The organism is Pelagibacterium lacus (genome assembly GCF_003345525.1).
In the GTDB taxonomy this organism is placed as follows: domain Bacteria; phylum Pseudomonadota; class Alphaproteobacteria; order Rhizobiales; family Devosiaceae; genus Pelagibacterium; species Pelagibacterium lacus.
On sequence record NZ_QQNH01000002.1, the window covers coordinates 20642 to 39320 of the forward strand.

15 protein-coding genes are annotated in these 18679 nt (G+C 68.4%); 9 read left to right on the top strand and 6 right to left on the bottom strand.

Features of this window, described 5'->3' with window-relative positions; genetic code table 11:
* Positions 1–2: 2 nt before the first annotated feature.
* Together DVH29_RS01650 and DVH29_RS01655 are read left to right on the top strand one after the other, a co-directional pair.
* On the top strand, positions 3–1064 hold the full coding sequence (locus DVH29_RS01650) for a branched-chain amino acid ABC transporter permease (RefSeq protein ID WP_114644423.1): 1062 nt from the start codon (positions 3–5) through the stop codon (positions 1062–1064).
* Positions 1061–1897: an alpha/beta fold hydrolase gene (locus DVH29_RS01655; RefSeq protein ID WP_114644424.1), complete on the top strand. Its 837-nt coding sequence runs from the start codon at positions 1061–1063 to the stop codon at positions 1895–1897. Before DVH29_RS01650 ends, DVH29_RS01655 begins: the two co-directional genes overlap by 4 nt.
* Positions 1898–1978: 81 nt before the next feature.
* Here DVH29_RS01655 and DVH29_RS01660 read toward each other — a convergent pair whose 3' ends face one another.
* Both DVH29_RS01660 and DVH29_RS01665 read right to left on the bottom strand, forming a co-directional pair.
* Entirely contained in the window at positions 1979–3922 is a 1944-nt protein-coding gene (locus DVH29_RS01660) for an acetoacetate--CoA ligase (RefSeq protein WP_114644425.1), read from the bottom strand.
* 4 nt (positions 3923–3926) lie between these two features.
* On the bottom strand, positions 3927–5102 hold the full coding sequence (locus DVH29_RS01665) for an acetyl-CoA C-acetyltransferase (RefSeq protein ID WP_114644426.1): 1176 nt from the start codon (positions 5100–5102) through the stop codon (positions 3927–3929).
* 78 nt (positions 5103–5180) lie between these two features.
* Between DVH29_RS01665 and DVH29_RS01670 the strand changes: the two genes are divergently transcribed.
* Positions 5181–5750 carry a LuxR family transcriptional regulator gene (locus DVH29_RS01670; RefSeq protein ID WP_114644427.1) on the top strand — a complete coding sequence of 190 codons (570 nt, stop codon included), beginning with the start codon at positions 5181–5183 and terminating at the stop codon, positions 5748–5750.
* Positions 5751–5754: 4 nt separating this feature from the next.
* Here the strand turns inward: DVH29_RS01670 and DVH29_RS01675 are convergent, their stop codons facing one another.
* Both DVH29_RS01675 and DVH29_RS01680 read right to left on the bottom strand, forming a co-directional pair.
* A complete protein-coding gene (locus DVH29_RS01675) occupies positions 5755–7224 on the bottom strand; it encodes a glucosyltransferase domain-containing protein (protein WP_147275976.1) in 1470 nt (489 codons plus the stop codon).
* Between the two features lie 91 nt (positions 7225–7315).
* Entirely contained in the window at positions 7316–7624 is a 309-nt protein-coding gene (locus DVH29_RS01680; RefSeq protein WP_114644429.1) for a DUF3817 domain-containing protein, read from the bottom strand.
* A gap of 235 nt (positions 7625–7859) precedes the next feature.
* On the opposite strand from DVH29_RS01680, the gene DVH29_RS01685 reads away from it, so the two are divergent.
* Positions 7860–9011 (top strand): alpha/beta fold hydrolase, encoded by a 1152-nt coding sequence (locus tag DVH29_RS01685; protein ID WP_158541521.1) that lies wholly within the window; start codon positions 7860–7862, stop codon positions 9009–9011.
* Positions 9008–10468 (top strand): class I adenylate-forming enzyme family protein, encoded by a 1461-nt coding sequence (locus tag DVH29_RS01690; protein WP_114644431.1) that lies wholly within the window; start codon positions 9008–9010, stop codon positions 10466–10468. The genes DVH29_RS01685 and DVH29_RS01690 overlap by 4 nt, the downstream gene beginning before the upstream one ends.
* Here DVH29_RS01690 and DVH29_RS01695 read toward each other — a convergent pair.
* Positions 10463–12430 (bottom strand): tripartite tricarboxylate transporter permease, encoded by a 1968-nt coding sequence (locus tag DVH29_RS01695; protein ID WP_114644432.1) that lies wholly within the window; start codon positions 12428–12430, stop codon positions 10463–10465. The genes DVH29_RS01690 and DVH29_RS01695 overlap by 6 nt on opposite strands.
* A gap of 55 nt (positions 12431–12485) precedes the next feature.
* The gene (locus tag DVH29_RS01700) at positions 12486–13490 is read right to left on the bottom strand and encodes a type 2 periplasmic-binding domain-containing protein (protein WP_147275977.1); all 1005 of its coding nucleotides are present in this window, start codon (positions 13488–13490) and stop codon (positions 12486–12488) included.
* A 217-nt stretch (positions 13491–13707) separates the two neighbouring features.
* Between DVH29_RS01700 and DVH29_RS01705 the strand changes: the two genes are divergently transcribed.
* The 4 genes from DVH29_RS01705 to DVH29_RS01720 all read left to right on the top strand — a co-directional run bounded on the left by DVH29_RS01705 (position 13708) and on the right by DVH29_RS01720 (position 18675).
* Positions 13708–15063, top strand: a complete 1356-nt coding sequence (locus tag DVH29_RS01705) for a lipopolysaccharide biosynthesis protein (RefSeq protein WP_158541522.1) — start codon at positions 13708–13710, stop codon at positions 15061–15063.
* Between the two features lie 81 nt (positions 15064–15144).
* Complete coding sequence (locus tag DVH29_RS01710) at positions 15145–16458, top strand: UDP-N-acetylglucosamine 1-carboxyvinyltransferase (RefSeq protein ID WP_199562505.1); 1314 nt, start codon at positions 15145–15147, stop codon at positions 16456–16458.
* On the top strand, positions 16448–17485 hold the full coding sequence (locus DVH29_RS01715) for a glycosyltransferase family 2 protein (protein WP_158541523.1): 1038 nt from the start codon (positions 16448–16450) through the stop codon (positions 17483–17485). The genes DVH29_RS01710 and DVH29_RS01715 overlap by 11 nt, the downstream gene beginning before the upstream one ends.
* Positions 17482–18675: a glycosyltransferase gene (locus DVH29_RS01720; protein WP_158541524.1), complete on the top strand. Its 1194-nt coding sequence runs from the start codon at positions 17482–17484 to the stop codon at positions 18673–18675. Before DVH29_RS01715 ends, DVH29_RS01720 begins: the two co-directional genes overlap by 4 nt.
* The last annotated feature ends 4 nt before the right edge of the window (positions 18676–18679 follow it).

Sequence of the window (18679 nt, forward strand, 5' to 3'; positions counted from 1 at the left end):
CCATGATCAAATCCCTTCTTTCGGGCGATGCGCCCGGCAAGCCTCTCCTGGCCCTGATCGTCTGCGCCGTAGTCATCTGCCTGGCGCTGGCGCCGTTCCTGTTTCCCGGCACGCGCTCGGTCGATACGGCGGCGCGGATCTGCATCATCATCGTGCTGGTCGCCAGCTACGACCTGCTGCTGGGCTATACCGGCATCGTCTCGTTCGCCCACACCATGTTCTTCGGCATCGGCGCCTATGGGGTGGCGATCGCCTCGTCCAGCATGGGGCCGGGCTGGGACGCTCTGGCGCTGGGCGGGGCCGGCGGCGTGCTGGTCGCCGCGGCGCTGGCCTTCGTCATCGCGCTGGCCTCGCTGCGGGTGCGGGCCATCTTCTTCGCCATGATCACCCTCGCGGTGGCCAGCGCCTTCGGCGTCCTGGTCTCCCAGCTCTACACCATCACCGGAGGCGAGGACGGGCTTACCTACCGCCTGCCGCAAATGCTGACGCCCGCCTTCGAATTTGCTGATTTCCGCCTGTTCGGCGTGCGGCTCGATGGCCGGCTGCTGTCCTACTACCTCATCTTCTTCAGCGCGGTGGCGCTGTTCCTTGTCCTGTTGCGTTTGGTCAACTCGCCTTTCGGGCGGGTGTTGCAGGCTATCCGCGAGAATGATTTCCGCGCCGAGGCCCTGGGCTACAAGACGGTGCATTACCGCATCGTGGCCTCGGTCGTCTCCGCCGTGGTCGCGGCGCTGGCCGGGGTGCTGCTGGCCATCTGGCTGCGCTATACCGGGCCCGACACGACGCTTTCCCTCGACCTGATGATCGACATCCTGGTCATGGTGGTGATCGGCGGCATGGGCACCATGTGGGGTTCGGTCCTCGGCGCCACCATCTTCGTCATGGCCAAGAACTATCTGCGCGAGGTCATGGGCGCCGCCAGCGCGCTGACCTCCGACCTGCCGCTGGTCACCGATATCCTGCACCCGGACCGCTGGCTGTTCTGGCTGGGGCTCTTGTTCATCCTCAGCGTCTATTTCTTTCCGACCGGCATTGTCGGCAAGTTTCGCCGGAGCACCCAATGAGCGGTCGGACCTCGCGCTATTTCACCCTTCGTGGCCGCGAGATCCATGTCAGCCAATGGGGCGAGCCCGACCGGCCGGCCCTGGTCATGTGGCATGGACTGGCCCGCACCGGACGCGATTTCGACACCATCGCGGGGGTGCTCTGCCGGGACTATTTCATCCTCGCCCCCGATACGCTGGGACGCGGGCTGAGCCAGTGGGCGACCGAACCCGAGCACGAATACCGGCTGGACAATTTCGGCGCCATGGCGGGCGAGTTGCTCGACCAGCTCGGCATCGGGACCTGCCGCTGGATCGGCACCTCCATGGGCGGCGCCATCGGCATGCATCTGGCCGGCGGGCCGTTGCGCGGGCGCATCTCGCATCTGGTGATTAACGATATCGGTCCCGAGCTGCCCGCCGCCGCCGTCGAGCGCATCCGGACTTATGCCGGCAATCCGCCGGTGTTTGCGACCGTTTCCGAGCTCGAAGCCTGGCTGCGCACCGTTTATGCCCCCTTCGGCCTGCTCACCGATAGCGAATGGCGCGTCATGGCCGATTCCTCGGCCCGGCGCACCGATGCCGGCCAGGTCACCGTCCATTACGATCCGCGCATCGTCGCCCAGTTCGCGGCGAAAAACGATGTCGGGGATCAATGGGCGAGCTATGACGCCATCACCGCCCGCACGCTGCTGTTGCGCGGCGCGCAGAGCGATCTGCTGAGCGACGATCTGGCCGGTCGCATGCAGGCGCGCGGCCCGCGCCCGGCCCGGCTCGACATCACCGGGGTCGGCCATGCCCCGGCGCTCAACAGCGCCGAGCAGATCGATTCCATCCGAGATTTTTTGCTCTAGGAGTGCTTCCAGCAAAAGTGGATTCCACTTTTGCGGTTCGGAAGCGCGACAAACAGGTGGTTAGAGCTCCTATCAGGAGCGCTAACCCCGCAGCTCGGGCAGGTCGGCATAGAGCGCCAGCGCTTCGGGGTTGGCCAGCGCCGTGGTGTTCCTTACCGCCCGGCCGTGAATGGTGTCGCGCACCGCGATCTCGGAAATCTTGCCCGAGCGGGTGCGCGGGATGGCGTCCACCGCGATGATCCGGGCCGGCACGTGGCGCGGGCTGGCGCCCGAGCGGATGCGGCTGCGGATGGATTTTTCCAGCTCCGCATCGAGCCCATGGCCGGGGCGGAGTTTTACGAACAGGATCACCCGCTGGTCGCCCTCGAAATCCTGCCCCACCGCCACGGCCTCCTCGATGGCGTCGATGGTCTCCACCTGCCGGTAGATTTCCGCCGTTCCGATCCGCACTCCGCCCGGATTGAGCGTGGTGTCGGAGCGCCCATGGATGATGAAGCCGCCCGAGGGGCGCTTCTCGACGAAGTCCCCATGCGCCCATAGGCCCGGGAAGCGGGAAAAATAGGCCTCCGTATAGCGCGAGCCGTCCGCATCGCCCCAGAACTTGACCGGCATGGAGAGATGGGCGTTGCGGCAGACCAGTTCGCCCGCCTCGCCGCTGATCGGGGTGCCGGCCTCGTCCAGCGTGTCGATATCGAGGCCCAGCAGGGCGCATTGCAATTCGCCGCGCCGCACCGGCAGCAGCGGATTGCCGCCGAGGAAGCAGGCGCAGATATCGGTGCCGCCGGAGATCGAGGCGAGGTGCAGATCGGGCTTCCAGTCGCGATAGATATAGTCGAAGCTCGGCGGAATCAGCGGCGATCCGGTCGAAAGGATCAGCTTGAGCTTTTCGAGCCGGTGGGTTTCCCGCGGCTTCAGTCCCGCCTTGAGGCAGGCGTCGATATATTTGGCGCTGGTGCCGAATATGGCGATGTCTTCCGCGTCGACCAGGTCGAGCAGCCTTTCCTGGCCGGGATAGGCGGGATTGCCGTCATAGGTGACCAGCGTCGCCCCCAGCGCCAGCCCGGAAACCTGCCAGTTCCACATCATCCAGCCGCAGGTGGTGAAATAGAAGAACTTCTCGTCCGCGCGGATGTCGCAGTGGAGCGTCAGCTCCTTCTTGTGCTGCAGCAGCAGCCCGGCCGCCGAATGGGTGATGCATTTGGGCTTGCCCGTGGTGCCCGAGGAAAAGAGGATGGCCAGCGGCGCCTCGAACCCGATGCGGTTGAAGGCGATCTCGCCCGGCGCGAACGGGGCCAGCCATTCGGCCTCGGTCGTGGCGGGCAGGTCCGCCAGCGCCTCGGGCACGGCGTCGGCGAAAAGAACGATGCGGCTGAGCCGGGCCCCTTCGGCCACCGCCCGGATGGACGGAGCCACGTCGACCGCCTTGCCGGCATAGGAATAGCTGGGCACGGCGACCAGCACCTTGGGATCGATCTGGCACAGCCGGTCGCTGGCCCCATCCGGCCCGAAATCGGGCGAGCAGGACGACCAGATGGCCCCCAGCGCGGCGGTGGCCAGATAGGCGGTGATGGCTTCGAGGTCGTTGGTGACGATGGCCGCCACCCGGTCGCCTTCGCCCACCCCTTCCGCCGCCAGCGCCTGGGCGAGGCGGGAAACCTTGTCGTACAGCGCCTGCCAGCTCAGGACGCGCCGCGTGCCGTCGTCGCGATGGGCGATGATGGCGGGGGCATCGTCGCGGCGGCGCAGCAGGTTTTCCGCGTAATTGAGCCGCGCATCGGGGAAGAACCGCGCCGCGCGCATTGTCTCGCCCGCCACATAGGCCCGCGCGCCCTTTTCCCCCACGATGTCGAGGAAATCCCACAGCGCGTCGTGGAAGGCTTCCGGCTCGCGCACCGACCAGGCGTGCAGCGCCTCGTAGTCGTCGGGCGCCGCCCCGTGCAGCGGCCTTGTCGCCTCGGCGAAGCGCCACATGGCCGAACCGTGCTTGCGGGCCGCATCGGCCTCCCAGAGAATATCACCGGTCATCGCCTCAGCGCTCCACGCAAAGGGCGATGCCCATGCCGCCGCCGATGCACAGGGTCGCCAACCCGCGCCGGGCGTCGCGCCGCGCCATTTCGTGCAGCAGCGTCACCAGCACCCGGGCGCCCGAAGCGCCGATCGGATGGCCGAGCGCGATGGCCCCGCCATTGACGTTGACCCGCTCGGGATCGATGCCCAACTGGTCGACCACGGCGATGCTCTGGGCCGCGAAGGCTTCGTTGATCTCCCACAGATCGACCGTATCGGCGTCCCAGCCGGCCTTTTCCAGCGCCCGCCGCGAGGCGGGGACGGGGCCCAGCCCCATGATGTCGGGATCGAGCCCCGCCGTCGCCCAGCCGGCGATGCGGCCCATGGGCGCCGCGCCATGCTCCTGCAACAGGGCTTCCGGCATCAGCACCAGCGCCGCCGCGCCGTCATTGATGCCCGAGGAATTTCCCGCCGTCACCGTGCCGTCCTTCTCGAAGGCCGGGCGCAGCTTGCCCATGGTGTCGAGGCTGGCGTCGTGGCGGATGAATTCGTCCTCGGCGACCACGATATCGCCCTTGCGGCCGGCAATGGTCACCGGCACGATCTCGGCGGCGAACCGGCCCGCCTTCTGCGCCTCGGCGGCGCGCTGCTGCGAGCGCAGCGCGAACTGGTCCTGGCCTTCGCGCGCGATGCCGCATTGCCGCGCCACGTTTTCCGCCGTCACGCCCATGGCCATGCGCCCGAAGGCATCGGTCAGCCCGTCATGCATCACCGTGTCGATGAAGCTCACATCGCCGAGCTTGGTGCCGCTGCGCAGGCGCGCCGCATGCGGGGCCCGGCTCATGGATTCCTGCCCGCCGGCCAGGACGATCTCCGCGTCCCCCAGCGCGATCTGCTGGGCGCCCAGCGCCACGGCGCGCAGGCCCGATCCGCACACCTGGTTGACCCCGAACGCCGTCGCCCCGTCGGCCAGCCCGGCCAGCCGCGCCGCCTGCCGGGCCGGGTTCATCCCGGCCGCCGCGGTCAGCACCTGGCCCATGATCATCTCGTCGACCCGCTCGGGCGCCACCCCGGCATCGGCCAGGGCGGCCCTGGCCGCGATGGCGCCGAGCTCATGGGCCGCAAGCCCCGACAATGCGCCGTTCAGCGACCCGATGGCGGTGCGCCGCGCGGCGGCGATGAAGACGTCTCTGGCCATGTGTGGATCTCCTCCATGCTCCTCTGGCGCTATCAATATCGCTTGATGGCAGCGCCGTGTTAGACGTATTTATACGTCATGACACCGACACCCCAGCCCCGCGCCTTCACCTTGCAGGACCTGCCGGTCCCCCTGGTCTATGCCACCCACCGCATCATCCGCGAGGTCAACGCCGCCTTTGCCGATCTGTTCGGCTATGCGGTCACCGATCTGCGCAACCAGAGTTTCAACATCCTCTATCCCGACCTCGCCGATTTCGTGATGGTGGGGGAGTTGTGGCGCAGCAATTTCTCCGGCGGCCGCAGCTATACCGACGAGCGCATCATGCGCCGCCGCGACGGCACCCGTTTCTGGTGCCGGGTGCGCGGGCAATCCATGGAGGAGGACGATCCCTTTTCGCGCGCCGTCTATTGCTTCGACGCCCTGCCGCGCGCCGTGGGCGGCCAGCCGGCCGAACTGACCCCGCGCCAGCGCCAGATCGTGACGCTGATCGCCCAGGGCAAGACCAATGCCGAGATCGGGGCCGAGCTGGGCCTCTCGCCGCGCAGCGCCGAAACCCACCGCTATCGCCTGATCCGCAAGCTGGGCCTCAGGAACACCGCCGAACTGGTCACCTGGTTCGCCTTTGCGGGCCGTACCGCCCCCTGAGCGTTTACCGGAAATCGGCGAGATATTCGCCGGCCTGGTTGCGCAGGATGGCATAGGTCGGCCGTTGCAGCACCAGTTCGTATCCGTCCTCGTCGAAATAGCGCTTATAGGTCATCGGCAGGCCCAGATGCCGCACGAACCCCTCGGCCTGGTAGGAACCGTAATAGGACTGGATGATACCATTCAGCACCGGGAAGGTGCGGCTGTTGATGTCCCAGGCCGGGGCCCGCGCCGGCCGTCCGGCGACCGACAGGGTAACGGTCCCGCCCTCCTTCACTTCATGGCGGATATCGTTGAACAGCGTTGTGTATATGGTGGCGCTGTGCTCGCGATTGGCCAGCGAGGAGGCCACATAGGCCGAGGAGGTGGCCGCCACGAGGAGCGCGGAAAGGGCGATGGCCACGCCCGCCGCCCGGGCAAGGGCGGTGCCGGCATTGGCGGCCAGCGCGGCGCAGAAAACAAAGCCCAGCGTCATCAGGATGCGCTCGAAGATGATCGGCTGGGTAAAGAGCGCCGCCGGCAGGTAGATCAGCAGCACCAGCGCCGGCACGCCGAGCAGGGCCGCGATGCCGATCACGATCCGGCCGCGCACCATGGCCGCGACGGCGATCCGCACCGTGCCGACCACGGCCAGCGCGATGGCGGCATAGAGCAGCAGCGTCTGCGGTCCGTTCAGCGAGCGGAAGATCACGTGGTTGGTGCGCTCGATATTGGCGGCCAGGTGCTCCATCCCCGCCGCGTCGAGCCCGATGAACTGGGATTGGCTGGCCACATAGTCGTGCAAATTGACCAGTCGGTTGGTGAGGAAGGTCCAGGCCAGCGCGACCACGGCCGTTGCCGCCTTGATCCCCATCCACCCGGTGAGCGTTTCGTCGTCTTCCGCCCGGCCGGCCCGCGCGAGGAACAGGACGACGAGGGTGGCGCACACGATATTGGCGGCGGTCTGGTAGAACATGCAGCCGGCGATGGCGATGGCCGAGCCCACTGCGAATTCGCGCCAGGGCCGCTCGTGCCGGTACAGCGCCGCCCACATTGCCAAAACGAACGCCCCCAGCATGCCCACCACGTCCACGTGATAGGAGAAATTCTCCAGCAGCAGCGGCGAGGAGAGGACGGCGATGGCGCCCAGCCCGGCCAGCCATCCGCCCGCGCCGAAAGCCCGCTCGGCGAAGCGGCTGAGGACGGCGAACAGCGCGAGGCCGACCACCATGAGGTTGAAGGGGTAGATGTCGACCGGATTGGTGCGCTCGCCCTTCCCGAAGCCGTCGAACAGCGCATAATAGATTTCGGTGAGGAAGCGCCCCTTGTCCCACAACGCCACCACGCCGCGGTAAAACCGGCCATTGTCGTCGTGATAGAGGGGCAGCGCGAGGAGCGGGATCAGCAGCGCGGCGAGATAGAGCGCGATGACCAGTTGCGCCGGGCTCACCCGGGCCGCAATCGTCGGCGCTTCAATCCCGTCGCTGGTCTGCATCGGCCCCCCACGGCCCTGGCCGGTAGCCGGTTCCGGGCGGGGGATCAAGGCCAAATGCGCTTGCGCTGCTGCGGCCCGGTGCTTTTCGCCGTCAGGAGGCCTGGGGCGCTGATGCCAGCTCGGCCTGCTTGCACTTGAGGAACGGGTCGTTGAGGAAGGTGCCGAAGGGGAAGAAGGAGGCGATCGTGGTCCGCACCCATTCGAGCGGCGTGAACCCCTTGCCCCAGAGGGCGAAGATCATCGCCACGATATAGACGATGAAGGCGCCCCCATGGATCGCGCCGACCGGCGGAACGAGGTCCGGATAGCCGAACCAGTATTTGAGCGGCATGGCGACGAGGAACAGCGCCAGGGTGGTGATGCCTTCGAACAAGGCGATGGTGCGAAAGAGCTTGAGCATGACCGGAGCTTTGGCCGGATCGGCGCCCGCTGTCAGCGTGACCTGTTGACGCGCCGGAAAAAAGGCGAGCCGTCTGCTTGTGGGGGACGCACAGACGGCTCTTCGGTGGTCGGAAGTCTGACCATCCGCACCGGGTAACGCGCCTGCGACGCTTTTGTTGCGCGCCATATTGCACCTTTGTCGCGATTGAATAAAATCGGGCGGATCGATCTCCTGCACTATGGAGTTGCGGGTAATGGAACTTGCGCCTTCCCGTAGCGTCCGGCGGCAGGATTTGCATCTGCCCTATCCGTTCCGCGCCCCCGAAAACGAGCTGCAAGCCCGGGTTTGCGAGGCCTTTGCCTTCGCCCTCGAAATCGAGGGGGTGGGGGTGGACGACGAGTTCTTCGACCTGGGCGGCGATTCGCTCAGCGCCGAGGGCGTGGCCATGGCGGTATCCTCCAGGACCGGGCACGACATCCGGGTGTCGTGGCTGGCCAATTTCGGCACCCCGGCCGGGATCGCCCGCAAGCTGTCGGAAGCCGCGCCCGTGCTGGATGAGGCACCGGGCACGCCGGCTCCGGTCTTTGCCGTCCATGGGCGAATGGGCTTCATGCTGCCCCAGGCCGAAACGCTTGATCGGCTCGCGCCCGGGCAGCAGCTCCACATGTTCGAATTGCCCGGCCTGCGCGGCGGGGACGACGCGCCCCCGACCGTCGAGGCTATCGCCGAGCACTATCTCGACGAATTGACCGCGCTCTATCCCGAGGGTCCGGTGCATCTGGCCGGCTTTTGCGCCGGCAGCATCATCGCGCTCGAAATGGCGGTCCGCCTGCGCGAGAGGGGGCGCGCGGTCGAAAATTTCCTGCTCGGCGATCCCTTCGTGCCGGGCACGACGATCAAGAATATGGGCCTCACCCCCGAAGGCGCCTTCTGGTCGCCATCCTCGGGCCTCTGGCCGCGGCTGCAATGGCGGTTGCGGGCGCTGGGGCTGAGCGCCGCGCTCGGCCGCTGGACCGATGGGGCCGGGGACCGCGACTTCGCCGACGAGAAGCTGCGCCGGCTCTATGAGAGGTTCTTCCGGCTGTCGCTGGGGTTGGGGAAGATGCGGACGGCGCTGGGCGACCGCCGCATCGGCCAGCGCCATGTCAAGCTCTCCACCCCCGCCCAGGCGCGGCTCCTGGCCGCCTATCGCTGGCATCGGCCGCGCCCCTATGAGGGGGCGGTGACCGTGGTCATGTCGCCGGGGCGGCGGCGGCTCGTGCCGGTGTTCGAGCATCTCTTGCCCAATGCGGAAATCCTGTCCTCGGACATCGGGCATGGGGATGCGGTATCCATCGCCGCCGGGTTGATCGGCCAGCGCTCCGCCGCTGCCGTCCCGGCGCATCAGGGGAGCGAGGCGTCATGAGCATGGGGCGCGATTTCGTCGAGACCGTGGCGCGCTATGGCGAGCGTCCCGCCATGATCTCGGGCGAGGAGACCGTGAGCTATGCCGGCATGATCGCCCAGGCCGATCACGTGGCCGCCCATTTGCGGAGCCTGGGCATAGGGGCGGGGGACCGGGTCGGCATTGCGGTACAGAACCCCATCGAGACCATCCTCGCCATCCTCGCCTGCTGGCGGCTCGATGCGACGGCCGCCATCATCGATTTCCGCGTGCCCCCGCCCCAGCGGGCGCGGCTGGCGCGCGATTTCGTCTTCGCCGCCATGCTGGAAAGCCGGGCGCTGGTCGCCGATCCCGATTATCCCTCGGTGCTGTTCCAGCGCGACTGGCGCTTCGCCTCGACGGGTGGCGGTCCCGAGGGGCCGGCCACCTGTGCGCATCCGGCCTTCATCGCCTTCACCTCGGGCACCACCGGCGATCCCAAGGCCTATACCCAGCCGCATTCGGTTCTCATCAGCCGGCATCGCGACCTGGCCCGACCCGCCGACCGCGTCGCGCCGCGCTATATGACGCCCCTGTCGCTGTCGTTCATCTCGGTGCGCAGCTATGCGCTTTCGGTGCTGCTCGAGGGCGGGCTGGTGCAGTTCGCCCCGCCGGTGTTCACGCCCTCCGAGCTCATCGAGGACCTCCTGGCCTTCGGCGCCACCGCCACCTCGCTGCCGCCGGCCACCATCGCCCAGATGGTGCGGCTGGTCGGCGAGCGCCCCACGGCGCTGCTGCCCGCCATCACCGACCTGCGCTCGACGGGCGGCCCGGCCCAGCCCGAGACCAAGCTCGCCGCCTATCGCAACCTCTCCCCGGGCTATCGCTTCAGCTATGCCTCGACCCTCACCGGACGGGTGACCATGCTGGCCGGCAAGGACGTGCTGGCGCGTCCGGAAACCGCCGGGCGGCTGATCGAGGGGGTGCGGGTCGACATCCTCGACGCCGAGGGGAACCTGCTGCCGCTGGGGCAGCCGGGCACCATCAAGGTCTGGTCGGGCACCGTCGCCCCCCTGGCGCTGCTGCCGGGCAACCGGCTGGGGGTCGATCCCCAGACCATGGGCCCGGGCTGGGGCATTGCCGGCGATGTGGGTTTCATGGACGGCGAGGGATTCCTCACCATCGTCGACCGGCTGGAGGACATGATCGTGCGCGGCGGGGTGAGCGTCGCGCCGCAGGAGCTGGAAAAGATCCTGCGCGGCCATCCCGGCGTCGCCGAGGTGGCGGTGGTCGGCTTCCCCCATGACGTGCTGGGCCAGGAGATCGCCGCCTTCATCGTCGCCGAGGGCGATCTCGCCCCCGCCGAGATGCGGGCCTATATCACCGCCAATATCGCCCCGGAAAAGCGTCCGCGCGAGATCCGCTTCGTGCCGTCGCTGCCCTATAGCGACAATGGCAAGATTCTGCGGCGCAAGCTGGTGGAGATGGTGCCCTCATAGGCCGAGCGCCTGCTTGAGCAAAGGGGCCGGCCAGGCCCGCGAGACCATCAGGTCGAACACCGCATAGACGAACAGCGCCGCCCCCATGGCGCTGGCCAGCGCGGTGCGCCACGACGCGGCTCCCAGCATAAGCGTGCTGCCCAGGACGAAGACGAACGCCGCCGCGATGTGCCCCACTAGCAGCAGCAGGGCCGAAGCCGCCCCGGCCAGCAGCGCCAGCCGGACCGAGGCCTTGAGGGCGAATTCGCCCACCGGGGCCCATTCGCCCTCGCCGGTGAGGGCGGCAGCGGTCGTGCTGGTGCCCCGGTCCCGCCATCGTGCCGCGGCCTGGAGGAAGATGGCCAGCGCCAGCGCGGCGAGAATGCCGGCGCTGATCATGGGGAACATGCGCGCGTCGAAGGGGAAGGCTCCCGCCGACACGAAGGCCGCCACCGCGAGCGCCAGCAGCAGGCCGGAAAATACCAGGTCGGGCAGGGGGGCGGGCAGTTGGCGCTGCCGTCCGCGCGTCCGATACCAGGTGACGGCCCTCCGGCCGAAGCCGATGGCCGCCATGGCGAAGAGGGCGAGCACCAGCGGCCGGGTCAGCCAGCCCCAGCCATGGATCTGGTAGGTGAGGAAGAAATTGCGCTCCAGCATGGGCGCCAGCACGAAGCCCAGCGCGAAGGCCGAGCGCGGCCAGTTGAGCTCCTTCATGGCCATGCCCAGCGCGCCCACGCCCCCGAGCATCAGGAGGTCGAGCACGTCCATATTGTTCTGGAAGGCGCCGATGATCATGAACACCACCACCAGCGGCACGATCAGCCCGGCCGGCACATTGGCCAGCCGGGCCAGCGGCCGGGTGAAGAACAGGCAGATCACCGCCCCCAATATGTTGGCCGCCGCGATGGTGAAGACCATCGATACGGTGAGCGGGGCGTGCACGCTCAGCATGTCGGGGCCGGGCACCAGCCCGTGGATCATGAAGGCGCCCAGCAGCAGCGCCATGGGCGCCGAACCGGGCACGCCGAAGGCGAGGGTGGGGATCAGCGCGCCGCCCTCCTTGGCGTTGTTGGCGCTTTCCGGGGCGATGACGCCGCGCACATTGCCCTGTCCGAAGGGCGGGCCCTCGCCGGGGTTCTGCGCCGCATGACCATAGGATATCCAGTCGATGGCGGCGATCCCCACCCCGGGAATGGCCCCCAATATGGTGCCGATCCAGCTACAGCGGATCACCAGCCAGAACGAGCCCAGCGTGTCCCTGATGCCCCGCCACATGCCGGCATAGGTGGGCAGCTCGGCCTTTTCCTGGATGGAGCCCCGGGCCAGCAGGCCGGCCAGCTCGGGCAGGCCGAACAGCCCGAGGAACAGGACGACCAGCGGAATGCCCTCCCAGAGATAGATCTGCCCGAAGGTCCAGCGATGGATGCCGGCATTGGCGTCTATGCCCACGAAGGCCAGCAGCAGGCCCAGCATGGCCGCCGCGAGACCCTTGAGCGGCTGGCTGCCGGCCAGCATGCCGACCACCGAGAGCCCGAAGGCGCTCACCGCGAAAAAGTCCGGGGTCTGCATATGCAGCATCAGCGGGCGCATGAAGGGGATGGAGATCGCCAGCAGCAGCGCCCCGGCCACCCCGCCGATCAGCGAGGCGGAATAGGCGGCGCCGAAGGCCCGGGCCGCCTCGCCCCGGCGCGCCATGGGGTGGCCGTCGACCACCGTGGCCACCGCGCCCACCGTGCCCGGAACCCCCAGCAGCACGGCGGGGATGGTGTCCGACGTGGTGGTCACCGACGACATGCCCAAGAGAAGGGCGAAGGCGGCATAGGGGTCGAGCTGATAGGTGAGCGGCACGAACAGCGCCAGCCCGAAAATCCCCCCGATCCCCGGCACCACCCCCACGATGAGCCCGGTGATCGTTCCCGTCACCAGCATGAGCAGGCGGAAGGGCTCGGTCATCTCTGCCAGCGCGAGAAGGATGATGTCCAAGACCGCTATCCTATGGCAAACCGGCCCGCATGCCGGAGGGGGTGCGGGCCGAGCCTCATTCGATGAGCTGGCGGGCGAGGGCGAAGATGTCGGGATCGGCGTCGAGCCGCGCGCGCAGGGCCGTTTCGAGCTCCCCGCCCGGCACGAGGCGCAGCACCACACCGTCGATGATCGCCATGTCGGCGGCATAGGCGGGATCGGCGGCCATGGCCGCCATGGCATCGCGCAGCACCGCCATGGTTTCCTCGCTGGTCCCCTTGGGCGCGATGAACTGGAAGTTGAACTCGCGGGTGCCTTCGAGCAGCATCACCGCGGCGCGCATATGCGCGTCCTCGATGAAATCGCGCAGCCGGGGCACATCGGCGTAAGGCGACTCCTCGGGGCCGGCGGCCCGCAGCACCACATTGACGTGCTCGCCCAGCTCGGCGCGCCGCAAATCCTCCGCCGCCGCAAAGCAGTGTCCGGCGATCTCGCCCCGCAGCAGGGCGAGTTCGAGCTCGGCGATGCCCTCGAAGGCGGTGACGATGCGGAACTTGGCATCCAGCGCCTTGCGCGCCGCCGAGGCGAAATAATAGCCGGTGCTGGTGCGCCCCGTGGCCCCCAGGATGAAATCGCCCTCCCGGAACGCCTCGACGGTCTCGATGCCGAGGGACTTGGCAACGATGCACAGGGAATCCGGCGCGGCGGCGAGCGAACCGATCCAGCGCAGGCCGAGGGGGTCGAAATCCCCGACCGCCGGGTCGAGGGTCGGCGCCACCCACACCGCCGATCCGATGAGGCCGATGGAACTGCCGTCGCTCGGCTCGCTCCCCAGCATCAGTTGGGCCAGCCGCAGGCTTCCCCCGCCGGGAACGTTCTGGACGATGACTTCGGGATGGCCGGGCAGGTATTGCCCCAGATGCCGCGCCACGATGCGCGCCACCAGATCATATTCGCCCCCGGGCGCGTAGCCCACCTTGAGGGTCACCAGCTTCGTATCGAAGGCAGAAACCGAGGTTGGAAGAAACAATGCCAGCCCGACCAGCATGGCCCGGCCCCAACGCGCAACCCGGTTCTTCATGGTGCCCCCCAACAGGCCGAACGGAGTAGTCTTCTATTACTCAGAGCAGGGGCCGCATCAACAGTCAAGCGGTTCCCGATGGGGCGGATGCACTTTGCCGCCCATGGACAAGTTGCTGCTGCTGGCGCAAGATCGGAGCTTGGTTACCTGCCCTCGTTCACCTTGGCGCCGATGCATTTATGGACTGGTCTCCGCCGCCGCCTCAAGGGGCAGGGTCATGAAGCGCGATGAGGCCCGGGCACCGCGCCGGGGCGTCCTGGCGGCGCCCGCGCGGCTGCTGTCGCGCTTTGCGGGCGGGACGGCGCAGGCCGCCTTGCGCGGCATGTTCAAGCTGGCCGCCGGCAGCCTCCTTGCCCGCCTCCTGGGCATCGCCGCCCTGCCGGTGCTGGCGCGCATCTACGGCCCGGAGGATTACGGCGTCCTCTCGGTGTTCTCGGCGCTGATCACCCTGCTGCTGCCGGGGCTGAGCCTGCGCTACGTGCTGGCCATCCCGCTGCCGCGCGGCGATGCCGCCGCCATCAACCTCGTGGTTCTCTCTGCCCTCCTGATGGCGGTGATGGCGCTCGGCAGCGGCGTGCTGCTCTGGGCCTTCGCGCCCACCCTGCTCGGGCTCGTCTCCATGCAGGCGCGGGCGCCGTGGTGGTGGCTGATCGTCCTCGGCCTATTGGGGGCCGGCAGCTATGAGATCCTTACCCTTTGGGCCACGCGCAAGCGCGCCTATGGCCCGGTGGCGCGCACCCTTGTCTGGCAGGCGGTGATCGGCGCGGGCACCAAGATCGCGCTGGGCCTCGTCGGGGTGAAGCCGGCGGGCCTGCTGATCGGGCAGGTGGTGACCCAGAGCGGCGGCATCCTTTCGCTGTTCCTGCGCTTTGCCGCCGATCTGCGTGCTGGGATGCGCTTTGTCCGCCCGAGGCGCCTCCGGGCGGTGGCCCGCCGCTATCGCACCTTTCCCGCCTATCGCTTTCCCGGCCATCTGTTCCTCGCCTATGGGCGGCAGGCGCCGCTGCTCTTTGTCGCTTTGCATTACGGGCCGGCGGTCACCGGCCAATTCGGCATGGCCCTTTTGGCCATAGCGCTGCCGGTCGACTTGCTGGGGCGCAATATGAGCAAGGCCTATTACGCCGAGGCCGCACGCATCGATCCCGCGGATGGCCGAAGCCTTTATCTCCTCACCCGCGCCGTCCTCTTGCGCATGGCGGCGCTGGGGGTCGTGCCCGCCGCCGTCCTGCTGCTGTTCGGAAGGGAGCTGTTCGGCCTCGTCCTCGGGCCCGAATGGGGCCTGGCCGGAACGCTCAGTTCGCTCCTCGCCATCCTGATGTTCGCCCAGTTCGCGACGGCGCCCTTCACCCAGACCCTGTCGATCATCGGCCGGAACCAGCAGTTCCTCGTCTTCAGCATCACGCGCTCTATTGTGGTGACGCTGGTGTTCGTGCTGCCATTTTATTTCGCGCTCCCCGTCGCCGACTTGGTGCTGGTCTTTTCACTTGCCGCCACGGGGCAAACGATTGTCCAGGGCTGGGCCGTGCTCAATGCCGTGCGCAATCGCGCAAGATCGGCCGGGGAAAGTCTTTAGGCCCGCAACTATTCGCCGGGGCGACTATTGCCTGGGGGCGCAATATCTGGAACTCTTGCTTTTCGTGCCGGAGCCCGATCCATGCCAAGCCCGCAGCCAGTCGACCCCGCCCGCCTTTCGCCCGCTATGGAGGGCGAGGCGCAGCTTCTGGTGGTGGCCCGGAGCCGGCTCGAGGGCAATGTCACCCTGTCCGGGGCCAAGAACAGCGCCCTGCGCCTCCTCGCCGCCAGCCTCCTGACCTCGGAAACGCTGGAGCTGGCCAATTACCCGGCGCAATTGCTCGATGCCGAGGTGCAGGCGGGCATGCTGCGCCAGCTCGGCAAGACCGTCACCCTCGCTGCGCCCGACCGGGTGGTGATTACCGAGGACGGCCCGCCGCTTCTGACCACGCTGGACTGGCCGGGCCGCTCGATCCGCAACACGCTGCTGGTGCTCGGGGCGCTCACGGCGCGCATGGGGGTCGCCGCCGTGCCGCTGCCGGGGGGCTGCAATCTGAGCGACCGCAAGTTCGACCTGCACATCCTCGTCCTCGAACGGCTGGGTGCCAGGGTCTGGCAGGAGGGCGGCCTCCTCTGCGCCGAGGCGCCGCGGGGACTCTCCGGCGCCGATATCCACCTGCCCCTGCGCTCGACCGGCGCCACCGAGAACGCCATCCTGGCCGGGGTGCTGGCGCGGGGCACCACGCGCATCTGGAACCCCCATATCCGGCCCGAAATCCTCGATCTGGTGGCGCTGTTGCGCCGCATGGGGGCCCGCATCGCGGTGTTCGGGCAGGAGCATATCGCCATCGAGGGCGTGGAGGGCCTGCACGGCGCCACCCATCGGGTCATCGCTGACAACATGGAGGCCATCACCTGGCTGGTCGCCGCGGCCATCACCGGCGGCGACGTGGAGATCTTCGATTTCCCCTCAGGCGATCTCGAAGTGGTCCTCGCCCATCTGCGCGCCGCCGGCGCCAGCCTCTACCAGGGCGAGCGCTCAGTCATCGTGCGCGGAAAATTCTGCTATCCGCTGGAAATCAGCACCGGGCCGCATCCGGGCATCAATTCCGACGTGCAGCCCATCCTCGCCGCCTGGGCGGCGCAGGCGCGCGGGGAATCGCGCATCGTCGATCTGCGCTTTCCCGGCCGCTACGGCTATGTGCGGGAAATGGCCCGCATGGGCTTGCGCCACGAGGTGCGGGGGGACATGCTGGTCATCGAGGGCAGGGGCGGGGGGCTGCACGGCGCCGAGGTGCGCGCCGTCGATTTGAGGGCCGGCGCGGCACTGGCCCTGTGCGGCTTGGCGGCGGAGGGGGAAACCGTGATTTCGGATGCGTGGCAGATCGCCCGCGGCTATGAGGATTTCGGCGGCAAGCTCGAGGCGCTGGGCGCCCGGATTCGCCATGAGGGCTGAAAGCCGGCCGGGCGCGCCGCGGATTTCCGTCGTCTGCGCCTGGTACAACCGCGCCGGCCATATCGAGGAGACGCTGGCCAGCCTCCTCTCCCAGCACGAAGCCGATTTCGAGATCGTCCTTATCGATGACGGCAGCCCCGATCCGCGCGTGCGGGACATCCTTTCGGGCTTTGACGATCCGCGCCTGCGGGTCATCCATCAGGACAATACCGGCTTCAACCGGGCCATCGTCCGCGCCATCGCCGAGTCCCGCGGCGCCTACATCGCCATCCAGGGGGCCGGCGACATCTCGCTGCCCGGCCGGCTGGCGGCGCAGGCCGCGCTGCTCGATACCGATCCCGCGATCGGGGTGGTGGGCACCCGATACGACAATGTGGTGTTCGGCGGCCCGTCCCATGGCCTGCGCACCGATGCGCGGTTCACCGCACTGCGGCCGGAGCTCGATCACCTCCTCTATGGCCCCAATCCGCTCGGGCATGGCACGGTGATGATGCGCCGCGCCGTCTACGATGCGGTCGGCGGCTACCGGCCCTTCTTCCAGTTGGCCCAGGACCGTGATTTGTGGATTCGCATGGCGCCCCATTGCGGCATCGCGATCCTCGACGACAATCTCTACGAGCGCCGCCTGTTCCAGGAGGATGGGGTGGCCGCCGATCGCCTCAAGCTGGTGCTGCAAAAGGGCCTGGCCCTTTTCGCCCGGCAATGCCATTTCGACCGGCTGGCCAATGGGCGCGATTTCGTCGATCGGTTCGGGCCCAATGCCGCCTTTTTCCGCACGCGGTCGCCGGAACTGGCCGATTTCTGTGCCCGTCAGGCCGTGCAGGCCTTCGCCGCCGAGGATGGCGACGGCGCCGCCCTCCTGATTCGCATGGCGGCCGACGAGCGCAAGACTCCGCTGGTGGTGCTGGCCGGGGCGTTCCTTGCCGTCTGCGCGGCGCTGCCGCCTCTGGCCCGCCTAGCGCGCCGGCTCCTGCTCGGGCATGGCAATGCGCGGCTCTGGCAGTTGGTCCGGCCGGTCGCCAAATGAGCGCCACCCGGCCGCGTCTGGCCATCGTCACCATGCAGTTCCCGGTGCCTTCGGAGACCTTTCTCAGCCGCGAGATCCTGGCTCTGGGGCCAAGCGTCGAGATCGCGGTCCATACCCTCAAGGGCCTGCACCCCCGGCGGGAGCGGATCGCGGCCGAGCAGGGCGTCGATGGCGTTGTGACCTATCCGCCCTTTGCGGACAAAAGGCGGCTGTGGCAGGCGGTGCGGACCTTCGGCATGCGGCGCATCATGGCTCTGGCCCGCCTCGCCGTCACCGACCGCGCCCTGCCGCCTTCGGTGCGGCTGCGTTATCTCGCCGCCCTGCCCAGCGCGCTGCTCTGCGCCCTGCGGATCGCCGAGCAGCGGCCCGATATCGTCCACGCCTATTGGGGCCATTATCCCAGCCTGGTGCTCTGCCTGCTCGCCGGCCGCTCCCCCGCCACCCGGCACACGCTGGGGCTCAGCGCCTATGATCTGGCGCGGGCCGGAAGCATAACGCGGGAGGCGGCGCGCACTTCTGCCGCGGTCTTCACCCTGGCCCGCGCCAATATCGGCGCGGTTGCCGAGCTGGCGGCGGGCAGCCCGGTGCGGGTGGTCCATCACGGCATCGACCTTGCCGCCTATCCTCCCGCCGACGCCCTGCCAGCCAAGGACCCGCTGCGTATCGTGACGGCAGGGCGGCTGCTGGGGTTCAAGCGCTTCGATCTGGTGCTCGACGCCTTCGCGCTGGTTCTCGCCTCACGCCCCGAGGCGCGGCTCGACCTGGTTGGCGACGGGCCCGAGCGTGACGCGCTGCAGCGTCAGGCCTATCGGCTCGGCATCGCCGACAGCGTCCGCTTCCATGGCTGGCTTGCGCCGGGCGCGCTGCGCGACATGCTGCTGGACGCCCGGATGTTCCTGCTGCTCTCGCAATGGGAGCGCATCCCCAATGTGATCAAGGAAGCCATGGCGGCGGGGTGCGTGTGCATTTCCTCCCATACCCCGGGCATGGAGGAGATCATCTGCGACGGCTCGGACGGCTATCTGGTCGCCGATCCGGCCGACAGTTCGGCGGTGGCCGCCAGGATGCTCGCCCATCTGGGAAAAGCCGAGACCGATCCCATGCAATTGCGCGCCGCCGCCCGCATCCGGGCCGGCTTCGACGTGCGCCGCACCGTCTCGGGCTATCTCGAGGTCTGGCTCGCCCCCTAGCTGG